General features: G+C 63.7%; 12 protein-coding genes. All 12 read left to right on the top strand.

Annotated elements, in window-relative coordinates:
• Positions 1-9 precede the first annotated feature (9 nt).
• Positions 10-1224: a CpaE/TadZ family protein gene (locus AC3D25_RS23265; protein WP_488890826.1), complete on the top strand. Its 1215-nt coding sequence runs from the start codon at positions 10-12 to the stop codon at positions 1222-1224.
• Positions 1224-2684 (top strand): TadA family conjugal transfer-associated ATPase, encoded by a 1461-nt coding sequence (locus AC3D25_RS23260; RefSeq protein WP_488891065.1) that lies wholly within the window; start codon positions 1224-1226, stop codon positions 2682-2684. Before AC3D25_RS23265 ends, AC3D25_RS23260 begins: the two co-directional genes overlap by 1 nt.
• The gene (locus tag AC3D25_RS23255) at positions 2681-3655 is read left to right on the top strand and encodes a type II secretion system F family protein (RefSeq protein WP_488890825.1); all 975 of its coding nucleotides are present in this window, start codon (positions 2681-2683) and stop codon (positions 3653-3655) included. Before AC3D25_RS23260 ends, AC3D25_RS23255 begins: the two co-directional genes overlap by 4 nt.
• 13 nt (positions 3656-3668) lie before the next feature.
• Positions 3669-4625, top strand: a complete 957-nt coding sequence (locus tag AC3D25_RS23250) for a type II secretion system F family protein (protein ID WP_488890824.1) — start codon at positions 3669-3671, stop codon at positions 4623-4625.
• A complete protein-coding gene (locus tag AC3D25_RS23245; protein ID WP_488890823.1) occupies positions 4622-5488 on the top strand; it encodes a tetratricopeptide repeat protein in 867 nt (288 codons plus the stop codon). Before AC3D25_RS23250 ends, AC3D25_RS23245 begins: the two co-directional genes overlap by 4 nt.
• Before the next feature lie 8 nt (positions 5489-5496).
• Positions 5497-6093 (top strand): TadE/TadG family type IV pilus assembly protein, encoded by a 597-nt coding sequence (locus AC3D25_RS23240; protein WP_488890822.1) that lies wholly within the window; start codon positions 5497-5499, stop codon positions 6091-6093.
• A 92-nt stretch (positions 6094-6185) separates the two neighbouring features.
• The gene (locus AC3D25_RS23235; protein WP_488890821.1) at positions 6186-6764 is read left to right on the top strand and encodes a TadE/TadG family type IV pilus assembly protein; all 579 of its coding nucleotides are present in this window, start codon (positions 6186-6188) and stop codon (positions 6762-6764) included.
• Between the two features lie 37 nt (positions 6765-6801).
• Complete coding sequence (locus tag AC3D25_RS23230) at positions 6802-8604, top strand: TadE/TadG family type IV pilus assembly protein (RefSeq protein WP_488890820.1); 1803 nt, start codon at positions 6802-6804, stop codon at positions 8602-8604.
• 273 nt (positions 8605-8877) lie between these two features.
• Positions 8878-10656 (top strand): thiamine pyrophosphate-binding protein, encoded by a 1779-nt coding sequence (locus AC3D25_RS23225; protein WP_488890819.1) that lies wholly within the window; start codon positions 8878-8880, stop codon positions 10654-10656.
• 85 nt (positions 10657-10741) lie between these two features.
• The gene (gene frc, locus AC3D25_RS23220) at positions 10742-11992 is read left to right on the top strand and encodes a formyl-CoA transferase (protein ID WP_488890818.1); all 1251 of its coding nucleotides are present in this window, start codon (positions 10742-10744) and stop codon (positions 11990-11992) included.
• Positions 11993-12086: 94 nt separating this feature from the next.
• Entirely contained in the window at positions 12087-12518 is a 432-nt protein-coding gene (locus AC3D25_RS23215) for a PAS domain-containing protein (RefSeq protein ID WP_488891064.1), read from the top strand.
• A gap of 165 nt (positions 12519-12683) precedes the next feature.
• Complete coding sequence (gene oxlT, locus AC3D25_RS23210; RefSeq protein WP_488890817.1) at positions 12684-14012, top strand: oxalate/formate MFS antiporter; 1329 nt, start codon at positions 12684-12686, stop codon at positions 14010-14012.
• Positions 14013-14046 lie beyond the last annotated feature (34 nt).

Below are 14046 nucleotides of genomic sequence, written 5' to 3'. Positions count from 1 at the left end.
GACACCAGCATGAGCCTCATCAGCATCCTGAAACCCGCTGCCGCGCAGGCGGCCAAGGCGAGCGAGTTCCTCGCGTTCGTCGCCGATCGCGAGAGCGAGGAAGCGGTTCGCCGATACATGCTCGACCAGATGCTGCCGCACGCGCACGTCCAGGTCGGCAATATCGATACGGCTATCGCTTTCCTCAAGGAAGCCGAACATTCGCCCACGCGTTTGCTCGTCGATATCACCGGCTCGACCATGCCGGTGTCCGATCTCGCGCGCCTCGCGCAGGTCTGCGAGCCTTCGGTGAAGGTGTTCGTGCTCGGCGACCGCAACGACGTCGGCCTGTTCCGGAACCTGCTGCAACTGGGCGTCAGCGACTATCTCGTCAAGCCGATTGCGCTGGAACTACTGCAGCGCACGCTCGACGGCGACACCAGCGCGCCGCTCAACTCGGCGCGCGCGGGCAAGGTCATCAGCTTTATCGGCACGCGCGGCGGCGTGGGCGTCACGACGCTCGCGCTCGCGGTCGGCCAGCATCTCGCCACCGACACGCACCGGCGCGTGGCCTACGTCGACGCGAATCTGCGTGGCGGTGCAGTCCATTCGATGCTCGGCATCGAGAGCAATAACGGACTCGCCGATGCGCTGCAGAACGTGCATCGGCTCGATCCGCAATACGTGGACCGCACGCTGATTCCGAAAAGCAACCGCTTTTACGTGCTGTCGTCCGAGCTCGACTACAACGCCGATTTCACGCCGCCGCCGGGCGGTCTCGCCGCGCTGCTCGGTGTGTTGAAGAACAGCTTTCACTATGTCGTGATCGACGTACCGAATGCCGAATCGGTTCTCGCCGACGAAGCCATCGCAGCGTCCAAGCGCGTGTTCGTCGTGGGCGACCGCTCGGTGCATTCCGCGCGTCACGCCATCCGCTTGTTCCGCTATGTCGAAAGCCAGCCAGGTTCGCTCACCAGTTCGCTCGTGCTGAACAATCCCGCGCCTGCCATCCCCGCTCAGGTCAAGGCGGCCGACTTCGCGCAGGCCGTTGGCCGCGTAGTGCTGGCCGAGCTGCCGTACGACGGCCGCGGCATCCAGACCGCCGAGAACCTCGGAGAAGGCGGACGTCCGGCGCAGCACTCGGCCTATACCGAAACCATCGAACAGTTGTGCGCGGAACTGACCGGTCAGCCGGTCGTGGCCCAGACCGGCTGGCTCGCTCGCCTGAAACGCAGGAGCGCATGATGTTCGGACAGAAAGCAGACGGCCTCGACGAAGTCTCCGCGCTCGACGCATTCGCGGCGATCGACCGCGCCGCCGCGGCGCCCCGCGCACCGGCGGCCGAAAGCCCGGCGCATGCGTCGTCGCCGGCCGCCCCGCACGCGACGAGCGTGGCCGGTATCGCCGCGGCGACTGCTTACGTCAGCATCGAAGGGAACGAGGCGCTCGTGCGCTCGGAGAACTTCAAGATCATCCGCACGGCCGTTTATGCGGGCATGAACGTGTCCGCCGTGATTCAGCAGACGCGTCCACAAGTGCGCAAGGGCATCGAGCAGATCGGTGCGCAGATCGTCGAACGTGACCGGCTGAATATCACGCAAGTCGAGCTGAATCAGATCGTCGATGAAATCCTCAACGACATGTTCGGCGTCGGCCCGATCGAGCCGTTGCTCGCGGACGATACCGTCACCGACATTCTGGTGAACGGCTCGGACCAGGTTTATGTGGAACGTCACGGGCGCCTCGAACTCACGCCGCTGAAATTCCGCGACAACGCGCACGTCGTCAACGTGGCGCAGCGGATCGCCGCTGCCGTGGGTCGGCGCGTGGACGAAAGCAGCCCGATGGTCGATGCGCGCCTCGCGGACGGCAGCCGCGTCAACGTCGTGCTGCCGCCGCTCGCGCTGCGCGGTGCGTGCATCGCCATTCGTAAATTCAGCAAGCGCAACATCACGCTTGCGCGCATGGCGCAGCAGGGCAACTTGTCCGAGGCGATGATGCGCGTGCTGAAAATCGCGAGCGCATGCCGCCTCAACACCATCATTTCGGGCGGCACGGGCTCGGGCAAGACCACGCTGCTCAACGCAATGTCGCACTTCATCGACGCGCGCGAACGGATTCTCACCATCGAGGATGCAGCCGAACTGCAGCTCCAGCAGCCGCACGTCGTGAGTCTCGAAACGCGTCCGGATAACACCGAAGGATTCGGCGGCGTGAACCAGCGCGACCTCGTGCGCAACGCGCTGCGGATGCGCCCGGACCGCATCATTCTCGGTGAAACGCGCGGACCCGAAGCGTTCGACGTGCTGCAGGCGATGAACACGGGCCACGACGGCTCGATGACCACGGTCCACGCGAACACGCCGCGCGATGCGCTCACGCGTATCGAAAGCATGGTGATGATGGCGAACGGCAACTTGCCGCTCGTCTCGATCCGCCGCCAGATTGCAAGTGCGGTGAACCTGATTTTGCAGATCGAACGGATGCGCGACGGCATGCGCCGTATCACGCGCGTGACGGAAGTGGCGGGCATGGAAGGCGACGTCATCATCACGCAAGATCTTTTCACGTTTCGCTACGATGCAACCTCGTTCAACGAGGAAGTGAAAGGCACGTTCGAAGCGTCGTCCGTGCGGCCCGCTTTCGCGCCGCGCGCCGCGTACTACGGCCTCGAAGACGCGCTCGTCGAGGCGATGCAGTCATGACGCCTGCCGATATCGTCACTGCGTCGGTCTTCGTCGGCTTCGTGTTCGTCGGGCTGATCGTGCGCACGGCCATGGGTTCGGCCCGCTCGCGCGCGCCGGCACGCATCAAGGATCGCTTCACGGCGATCGCGACCGCGCGCGGCGGCCAGGACAGCATTGCGGGCGAACGCGCGGCGAGCGTGTTCAAGGCGCAAGTGCGCAATCGCGTCGTAAAAGCGTGGATTCAGGCGCGGCTCGAACGGCTGCGAATCGTCGCGGGTCCGCGCAGCCTGCATATCGTCGCGGGCGCCGCACTGTTTATCTTCCTGACGAGCTTCGGTCTGCTGCATTTTTCATCGCTGCCCGTGTGGGGCAACTTCGCGGTCGCGCTCGGCATCGTGTCGTTCACGACGATCAAGCTCTACGGCAAGCTCGTCGCGCGCTATCAGTTGCGCTTCGTGAACGCGTTTCCCGACACGCTCGACCTCATCATCCGCGCGGTGCGCGCGGGCGTGCCGGTCACACAGGCCATCGTCGCGGCGGGCGACGAGGCAGCCGAACCCGTCCGATCCGAATTCAAGACGATGGGCAACTCGCTCAAGCTCGGCATCGACATGGACGACGTGCTCGAAGTCGCCGTGAAGCGCATTCAGATTCCCGACTTCTCGTTCTTCTCCGTGTGTCTCTTGCTGCAACGCGAAACCGGCGGCCAGCTCGGCGAAACGCTTGAAAACCTCTCGACGATCATCCGCTCGCGACGCGACTTGCGCCTCAAAACGCGCGCGCTGACCGGCGAAACGCGGGTGGCGAGCAAGATCATCGCAGCGGTGCCGTTCGTGATTCTCGGCATGCTGTACCTCGTGAGCCACGACTACATCATGCTGCTGTTCACCGAGCAAGGCGGCCACACGATCCTGCTGGTCGCAGCCGGTCTGCTCGCCACCGGCCTCTTCGTGATCGCGAAGATGTCGAACCTCGATAACGCACGATAGGCGCGCCACGACCATGACGATCGCCCCGGGCACCCTCCTCAATCTCGCGCTGTGCGTGCTGCTGCTCACGCTCGCGTACTACTACTACCGCGTGCGCACCGGTCCGAAGGAACGGATCGCCGACCGCGTGCGCACAATTCGCTCGCTCAAGATCAACACCGCGGATGACGTGGACGATCCGGACGATACGCTCGCGCAGCGCATTCTCAAGCGCCTTGCCGACCTGGGCGAACGCCTGCCGATTCTCGACGCGAAGCAGCGCAGCGCGCTTACGCAAACGCTGATTCGCGCCGGATTTCGGGGCCGCCGCGCGACCGCGCTGCTCGTCGCGGCGAAGTTCTTCTCGGGACTTTTCATCGGCATCGTGGCGTTCAGCTTCGCGCACCGGATCCCCACCTACGGCCAGTTTTTCGTGATGCGCATTTTTGCGCTGCTGGTCTCGTTCGTGGTCGGCATGATCCTGCCGGAGTACGTGCTGGCCTATCACTCGCGCCGCCGGAGAAACGAAATTTCGCTGTATCTGCCGGATGCGCTCGACCTGCTCGTGATCTGCACGAACGCCGGTAACAGCCTGAGCATCGCCATCCGCCGCGTCGCGTCCGAGGTCAAGCTCATGGCCCCGGCGCTCTCCGACGAGCTGACTTTTACCGCGAACGAACTTCAGCTCGGCGGCGACAGCACGTCGGTGCTGCGCAACTTCGCCGAGCGGGTCGATCTGCCGTCGGCGCGCAGCCTCGTATCGACGTTGATTCAGTCCTTGCAATACGGCACGCCGATCACGCAGGCATTGCGCGTTCTGTCGCGCAGCGAACGCTCGGCACGACTGATGGCAATGGAAGAAAAGGCCGCGAAACTGCCGCCGAAAATCACCTTGCCCATGATGCTTTTTATTCTGCCGACGGTCGTGATGATCGCTTGCGGCCCCGCCATTCTCACGCTTAAGTCTGTATTCGGAAGCATGCTCAAATGAAATCCACTCTGATTTCCAGCGCCGCCCTCGGCGCTGTTTCCCTCGCCATGATCGCGACCCTCGCCGCCTGCGGATCCGCCGCGCCGCGCGCGCAGATCCCGACGCCGCGCCCGACGATGCTCAACACATCGCCCAGCACAACGAGCGAAATGCATATCGCCGATACCGCGCTGCAAGGCGGTAACGTGCAGATGGCCGCGTCGATCTACGAACGCGAACTGACGGTGCATCCCGACTCCACCGAAGCGCTGCAAGGTCTTGCGGACGCGATGTACCTGAGCGGCGACAACGCGCGCGCCCGCACGCTATACGAACATGCGGGCCAAATTGCGAAAGGCGCACGCGGACCGCGCCTCGGTCTCGCGCGCGTCGCGGTGCGCGAACGCCGCTTCGCCGATGCCGTCGCGCTCTACCGTCCGCTCGTCACCGCGAATCCGAACGACGCTGTTTCGTGGGCCGGACTCGGGACCGCTTACGACATGAGCGGCGATCATCGCTCGGCGCAGGACACGTATCGCGCGGGGCTGAAGGCGTCGCCCGGCGACCTCGCGCTGCGCAGCAATCTCGGCTTGTCGCTCGTGCTCGACGGCCAGCCGCGCGAAGGCGCGAACGTGCTGCTCGATATCGCGGGTGGCCCGAGCGCGCCGCCGCAAGCGCGCCAGAATCTCGCGCTGGCCTACGGCGTGCTCGGCAACGACGAAGCGGCGAGCCGCATTCTCGCGCTGGATCTGCCGAAGGCATCCGTCACCGACGACCTGCGCTACTACGAAGCCGTGCGCACGTTGCTCGCTTCGCGTCCGGCGAGCGACAAGCCGGTACGCGGCCCCGCGGTAACCGACACCACCGACGCGCCAGCGCGCTGATCCGGCTCGTGCGAAACCCACTCGTTCTCACCACGCCGGCGCGACGCGATCGCCACGGCCGGCGCGCACTGTGCGATCGCGGCGTGACGGCCGTCGAGTTTGCGATCGTCGCGCCGGTGCTCGTTTTCATCACGCTGGGGATCATCGAGATGGGCCTCGATCTCTACGTCGATGCAACCGTCGAAACGGCCGTGCAGCGCGCGTCTCGGCTAGGCATCACGACGCTGCCGCCGACCAACATGTCGATGCCCGACGCGGTCGCCGCGTCCATCAAAAGCACGATGTCGGTATGGACGTCGCGCGCGCTCACGTTCAGCATCACCAACAAGTCGTACCCGTCGTATGTCACCTCGGGCGGCGCGGAGCCGTACACCGATGTCGGCAATGTCGGCCATTACGTGCAGGGCGATCCGTTCGTCGATATCAACAAGAACGGCGTATGGGACGCGGATCAGGGCGTGAACGGCACCGGCGGCTACGGCGACGTCGTGAGCTACACCGTCACCATCACGATGCCGAGCTTCACCGGCATGCCGGAACTTGTCGGCATTCCGTCCTTGAGCTTCACCCGAACCTTTATCGTGCAGAACGAGACCTCAATATGATCCGCGCTTTTATCCGCGCCTGTCAAAGGCGCGTAACGCACCTGCCGGTACGCCGTGCGTGGCGCTCCGACCACGGCGTCGCGGGCATCGAAATGGCTATCATCCTGCCGCTCGCGATGCTGGTCATGCTCGGCTTCACCGAGCTTTACATGTATCTCCGCACCGTGAGCGCCGCGGAGCGCGTGGCCTTCACACTCGCCGACACGATCGGCCAGAAGTCGTCGATCAACGACGTGAACAGCACGTCGAGCGCCGACAACATCGGTACGTACTGGTACGCGGCGAACGTGATCTCGCGCCCGCTCGACTTCGCCAATCGCGGCGAAGTGATCGTCAGCATGGTGTGCGACACGGCTTCGAATAACTGCGCCAACCCGGATGCCAAGGGCAGCATCGGCTCGGCCGGCGCCGCCGCGCTGATGTGGCAACGCCGCACGGCAGTCGCGGGCGGCAACAGTCCGAATCAGGATTCGCGCCTACAGTCCGGACTGCTGCCGACCAACTGGCCGTACTTCAGCGGCGACTCCATGATCGCCGTGGAAGTGTTCTACCGGTTCAACCCGTACCTGATGACCGGCGCGTTCTGGTCGAACGCGCCCGGAACCATCATCGTTTATCAGGTCGTCTACGCCCGCCCGCGCAATGGCCCGGTCACGCTGGTGACTTCCTGAGTTCATTTTTGCCGAGTTCATTTTGATCGACGCCGTCATGTCCCTGCTGTCTCGCGCTCGCCCCGGCGTCCCGCATCACATCGCGCATCGCGTAACGTCTCGCAAACGTCGCACGGAACGGGGCGCGGTCACGCCGTTTTTCGCGGTCAGCCTCGGCCTCATGCTGATGTGCATGCTGGGTGGCCTCGACCTCATGCGCACGCACATGATGCAGGCGCGCCTGCAAAATGCGCTCGATGCCGCGATGATCTCCGCTGGCGTCAACCTCGCGCTCTACCCCACGCTGCAAGGCACCGACTTCACCACGTGGAAGGCGAACTCGTACCAGTATCTGATGGCTAACGTGCCGAGCAACTATGTGGGCGGCTCGGTGATACCCGATAGTTTTCAGCTCGCGGTATCGGGTTCGCTCGGCACCGGCCAGACCACCACCGCGCAGGTCAGCGGCATCGTGCCGCTGTGGTCGGCGGGACTGCTGCCCATCGCGTCGAACACGGTCACCGCGCAAAACCAGACGCTGCGCCGCAACCGCACGAACCTCGAACTCGTGATGGCGCTCGACAACACCGGCTCGATGGGCAGCAGCGCGACCGGCAACGGCGGCGCGACGAAAATCGCCGGCTTGAAAAGCGCCGCGAGCACGCTCGTCACCTTGATGTTCGGCACCGGTTCGACCGCGCCCGCCGGTAACGCGTATATCGGTCTCGTGCCGTTCGCGAGCACGGTCAACGTGAAAAGCATCGCGAGTTCGAGCAACTGGTTCGGCGCGCTGCCGAGTTTCAACACAACGAACGTGGACGAAAGCGCGTGGAGCGGTTGCGCGGTCGAACCGCGCCTGAACAGCAGCGGGCAGCCTGACGAAACGAACGGCAACCTCGATATCCAGACTTATCAGCCGAGCGCGAAGCTCTTCAAGAAGTACTACTACAACGTACCGTCCAGCGGGATGACGGTCGCGACCTGTGCGAACTCGAGTTCAAGTGTGTCGCTGAAAAACTGCGTGGCGGCCGCCACGTCGACCAGCACCGTCGCCCAGGTGCCCTTTACGATCGGCTCGAACGGCGGACCGAACCCGAGCGGCGAGAGCGGCAACATCTACGGTGGCGATGCGGGTTCGGGTCTGACGCGGCTTTGGGCGCAGCGCAGCACGAGCCCAACGGCCACCTACACGCAGAACCAGAACTGCATTTCGCAGCGCGTAGTGTTCCTGAGCTCGGATCAGAAGGCCCTCAATACGGCGATCAACGGGATGTCCGCGGCGGGTTCGACCATCATTCCGCTCGGTCTCTTGTGGGGCTGGCGCATGCTGTCGCCGGACTGGGCGGGGACGACCGGCTGGGGCAGCACGACGCTTCCCTACCCGACCAGCACGGTCGGTTTGAAGCGGATCCTGATTATCCTGACCGACGGCCAGAACCAGGTCAGCGGCACCAACACGTTCCCGAACGGGGTGTACTACAACGGCCTGAGCGGGATCGGCAATGCGACGCTGCCGGTGCCGACCGTGACGCGAACGAACGGCACCACGCTCGCGAACGGCCGGATCGATTCGGCGGAACTGCACAATAACAGTCCGACGGATTCGAGCGCGAGCGGCGCGGGCTACACGGACGACCTGAACACCTTCCAGCTCGCACTTTGCAACAAGATCAAGGCGGAAGGCATCACGATCTACGCGATCACGTTCGGCTCGGACTCCGCGAGCAGCGCCGCCCAGCAGTCGATGCTCGCCTGCGCGACCGACAAGGATCACTATTTCCACGCGCCGGATAACGCCACGCTTCAGCAAACCTTTGGACAGATCGCGGGCGGGTTGAGCGAATTGCGGCTCATCCAGTAAGTCGCTTTCTCTCCGTTTCGATGGACAAAAAAACAGGCCCGCTTTCAAGCGGGCCTGTTTTCGTTCGCGGCCCTCTCTTTTTGCCGAGTTGGACGAGCACGCTGACTGGTGCATTGCAGCAAGCGCGCTTTGTGTCATCTCGCACGCGTTCCGTCGAGCCGAGAGGCCCGCCCAGCAAGGCTCCAGCACTTAATTCGGGTTAACCGCGTTGACAAATATCGTGTATGGAATATTGTATATCACAAGAACAACGTCCTTTCACTTGGAGACACCATGTCCGAAGTCGTCAGCAGCCGCCCCCCCGTCGACCAGAGTGCCGCCCACGGAAGCACCACGGCCGACGACACCCTGAAGCAGAAATCCCGCGGCGCCGGCATCGTCTCGGGCGGCCATCTGGTCGCCCGTGCCCTTAAGAACGAAGGCGTCGATACCATCTTCACGCTGTGCGGCGGCCACATCATCGATATCTACGACGGCTGCGTCGATGAAGGCATCCGCATCATCGACTTCCGTCACGAGCAAGTCGCCGCCCACGCCGCCGACGGCTATGCGCGCCAGACCGGCAAGCTCGGCTGCGTCGTCACTACCGCCGGCCCCGGCTGCACGAACGCCGTCACCGGCGTCGCCACGGCTTTCCGCTCGGAAAGCCCGATCATCCATATCGGCGGCCAGGGCGCGCTCACGCAACACAAGATGGGATCGCTGCAAGACCTGCCGCACGTCGACATGATGGCGCCGATCACCAAGTTCTCGGCCAACATCCCGTCCACCGAACGCATCGCCGACATGATCTCGATGGCCGCGCGCGAAGCCTTCAACGGCGCGCCCGGTCCGGCTTACCTCGAGATCCCGCGCGACGTGCTCGACCGTGAAATCGACGAGTCCAAGGCGGTCATTCCGCAGCCGGGCCGTTATCGCGCGTCGACCAAATCGATCGGCGATCCGCAGGCGATCGAAGCGCTGGCCGATCTGCTGGTGAACGCCGAACGTCCGGCGATTCTCTTCGGCCAGCAAGTCTGGACCGCGCGCGGTCACGAAGAAGCGATCGCGCTGCTGCGCGGGCTCGATATCCCCGGCTATTTCAATGGCGCGAGCCGCGGTTTGCTGCCGCCGGGCGATCCGCATCACTTCGACCGCACGCGCTCGCAAGCCTTTGCGAAGGCCGATGTGATCGTGATCGTCGGGACGCCGTTCGACTTCCGGATGGGTTACGGCAAGCGCATCAGCAAGGACTTGAAGCTGGTGCAGATCGACATGGATTACCGCACGGTCGGCAAGAATCGCGATATCGATCTGGGCCTCGTCGGCGATCCGGGCGCGATCCTCGGCGCGGTGTTGAACGCCGCGAACAGCCGTCTGAAGAACGACAAGCGTCAGGCGCGTCAATCGTGGATGCGCGATCTGGCCGGTGCCGAAGAAGTTGCAACCGCCAAGCTGATGCCGCTCTTCAAATCCGACAGCAGCCCGATTCATCCGTATCGCGTCGCTTACGAGATCAACGAATTCCTCGCCGACGACACGATCTACATCGGCGACGGCGGCGACGTCGTGACGATCTCCGCGCAAGCCGTGCGGCCGCGTCGTCCGGGGCAGTGGATGGACCCGGGCGCGCTCGGTTCGTTGGGTGTCGGCACGGGTTTCGCGGTGGCGGCGGGCTTGGCGAATCCGGAAAAAGAAGTGCTCTGCTACTACGGCGACGGCGCGTTCAGCATGACGTCCTTCGACATGGAAACGGCGAACCGCTTCGGCGTGCCGTACATCGCGGTGATCGGCAATAACTCGGCGATGAACCAGATCCGCTACGGCCAGTTGGCGAAGTACGGCGACGAGCGCGGCAACGTCGGCAATCTGCTGTCGGATGTGCCCTACGGCAAGTTCGCGGAAATGCTCGGCGGCTACGGCGAGGAAGTGCGCGATCCGTCGATGATCGCCGGCGCGTTGCAGCGTGCGCGTGAATCCTTGCAGAAAACGCGTAAGAGCGCGGTCATCAATATCTGGGTCGATCCGTCGGTCTACGCGCCCGGAACCATGGCGCAGACGATGTACAAGTAACGAACTCGAAAACGAAGATGGCGCCGGTCCGCCGGCGCGCTGCTTGATGTCCACACCAACCAAAGCCATTCAGGAGACAGACACCATGAGCAAGCCGCTCGAAGGAATCAAGATCATCGATTTCACGCACGTTCAGGCGGGACCTGCCTGCACGCAGTTACTCGCGTGGTTCGGCGCAGACGTCATCAAGGTGGAACGGCCGGGCTCGGGCGACGTGACGCGCACGCAGTTGCGCGATATTCCCGACGTCGATGCGCTGTATTTCACCATGCTCAACAGCAACAAGCGTTCGCTCACGCTCGACACGAAGAAGCCGGAAGGCAAGGAAGTGCTGGAAAAGCTCATCAAGGAATCGGACGTACTGGTCGAAAACTTCGGTCCGGGCGCGCTGGATCGCATGGGTTTTTCGTGGGAACGCCTGAAGGAACTGAACCCGAAGATGATCGTGGCATCGGTGAAAGGCTTCAGCGATGGCCACCATTACGATGACCTCAAAGTCTATGAAAACGTCGCGCAATGCGCGGGCGGCGCGGCATCGACCACGGGTTTCTGGGACGGCCCGCCGACCGTCAGCGCCGCCGCGCTCGGCGACAGCAACACCGGCATGCACCTCGCCATCGGCATTCTCACGGCGCTGATGGGCCGCCAGAAAACCGGCAAGGGCCAGAAAGTCGCGGTTTCGATGCAGGACAGCGTGCTGAACCTGTGCCGCGTGAAACTGCGCGATCAGCAGCGGCTCGACCGCCTCGGCTTCCTCGAAGAGTATCCGCAATATCCGCACGGCACGTTCAGCGACGTCGTGCCGCGCGGCGGCAATGCGGGCGGCGGCGGTCAGCCGGGCTGGGTGCTGAAGTGCAAGGGCTGGGAAACGGACCCGAACGCGTATATCTATTTCACGATCCAGGGCCACGCCTGGGCGCCGATCTGCCGCGCGCTCGGCAAGCCGGAATGGATTGAGGACCCGCTTTATGCCACGGCTCAGGCCCGTCAGCCGCACATCTTCGAAATCTTCAAGACCATCGAGGAATGGCTCGCCGACAAGACCAAGTTCGAGGCTGTGGACATCCTGCGCAAGTTCGATATTCCGTGCTCGCCCGTCTTGAGCATGAAGGAGATCGCCAACGATCCGTCGTTGCGCGAAAGCGGCACGATCACCGAAGTGCCGCACAAGGAACGCGGCACGTACCTGACGGTGGGCAGCCCGATCAAGTTCTCCGACATGAAGCCGGAAGTGACCGCATCGCCGCTGCTGGGCGAGCACACCGACGAAGTGCTTGCGAGCCTCGGCTACAGCCGCGAGCAAATCGCCCACTTGCACGAGTCGCAGGCCGTCTGACGCGCGTGCCGCGCGCCGCCCTTCCCCGGCGGCGCGCGGCAGGTTCGAACGCCCACAATCGAATAGCCCGAATACGATGAACGACAACAGTTCCCTGCAAGGCGCGATCGATTTCGAACAACTCGCCGGTGCGATAGGCGACGCCATCGTCATCTCCGACCCGAACGGCGCGATCACTTATTGGAACCCCGCCGCCGAGCGCATGTTCGGCTTCGCGCAAGACGCGGCGCTCGGGCAATCGCTCGACATCATCATCCCCGAACGTTTGCGCGGCCGTCACTGGAGCGGCTACGAAAAGACCATGAAAACCGGCGAAACGCGCTACGGCCATGACGTGCTGCGCGTGCCCGCCGTGCATCAGGACGGCCACGCGATGTCGATCGCTTTCACGGTCGCGCTGCTGCATTCGGACGAAGGCGCGGTGAGCGGCATTGTCGCCGTGATCCGCGACGAAACGACCCGTTTCAACGAAGAACGCGCGTTGCGCAAGCGTCTCGCGGAACTGGAGCCCAAGCCGTCAGCGTAAGCCAGTATCGACAGCGGACCGCGTTATGAAGCACCTTACGAAAGCACGACCGTGCCGATCGGAACGCACGCGCCGGCCCTCAGAACAAAGGAGCTTTGTCACAGAGATCGACTGAATTTCGAAAAGGCGCCAGACGAGCGCCAAAAATATGAACGGAGACAAGACATGGCAAATTCATCCCTATCAACGCCCGTACAACCCGTACGCGAACGCAATCGCTGGGCTCAGCTCGCGATCGGCATTCTGTGCATGGGTCTCGTCGCGAACCTGCAATACGCGTGGACGCTGTTCGTCGTTCCCATGGATGCCAAGCATCATTGGGGACAGGCCGCGATTCAAACGGCCTTCACGATTTTCATCGTGACCGAAACGTGGCTCGTGCCAATCGAAGGCTGGCTCGTCGATAAATTCGGGCCGCGTCCGGTTGTGATCGGCGGCTCGATTTGCGCGGCGCTGGGATGGATGATCGACGCGCACGCAACCAGTCTCGTGCATCTGTATATTGCGGCGGTCGTGGCCGGCATCGGCGCGGGCTGCGTATACGGCACCTGCGTCGGCAATGCGCTGAAGTGGTTCCCGGACAAGCGCGGTCTCGCCGCCGGCCTGACCGCCGCCGGCTTCGGCGCGGGTGCCGCCGTCACGGTGATCCCGATCGCGAACATGATCCAGCGCTCGGGCTACGAGCACACGTTCATGTTCTTCGGCATCCTGCAAGGCGTCTGCATCTTCGCGCTGGCGCTGTTCCTCGTGCGTCCGACGCCGCCGAAAAACATCGTGCTGCCCAAACGCCTGGTCTCGACCAAGATCGACTACACGACCAACCAGATGGTGCGCGCGCCGCTCTTCTGGGTGATCTACTTCATGTTCGTGTTCGTCGCGGCGGGCGGCATCATCGCGACCGCGCAACTCGGTCCGATTGCGAAGGAATTCGGCTTCGCCAACATGCCGATGTCGCTCCTCGGCGTCACGTTGCCGCTGCTCACGATGACGCTGTCCATCGACAACCTGTGCAACGGCTTCACGCGCCCTCTGTGCGGCTTTCTCTCGGACCGGTTCGGCCGCGAGAACACGATGTTCGTGATCTTTCTCGGTGAAGGCGCGGCGCTGCTCGGCCTGATGGCGTTCGGACACAACCCGTATGCGTTCATGTTCTTCGCCGCGATGATCTTCCTGTGCTGGGGCGAAATCTTCTCGATCTTCCCGGCGACCTGCGCAGACACGTTCGGCAGCAAGTACGCGGCGGCCAACGCGGGAACGCTGTACACGGCGAAGGGCACGGCGTCGATGCTCGTGCCGCTCGCCTCGATCCTGTCGGCCAACGGCGGCTGGAACTCGGTGTTCATCTGCGCGGCGGTCGTCTCGATTGCAGCGGCGGTGTCGGCCAAGTTCATCCTCGCGCCGATGAGAAAGCGCTGGATCGACAACACGCATGCCGTGGTGGACGGCGCGCCGTTCGTCGCGATGGCCGAACGCCCCGCTTCGTCGGGCCGCTAAAGGTCTGTCAGCGCGGATAAGGCAAGGGACTCAG

Source organism: Caballeronia sp. SL1002, assembly GCF_057814995.1.
Note: the sequence above shows the minus strand (reverse complement) of the source record. Positions and strands in the feature narration are given on the sequence as shown.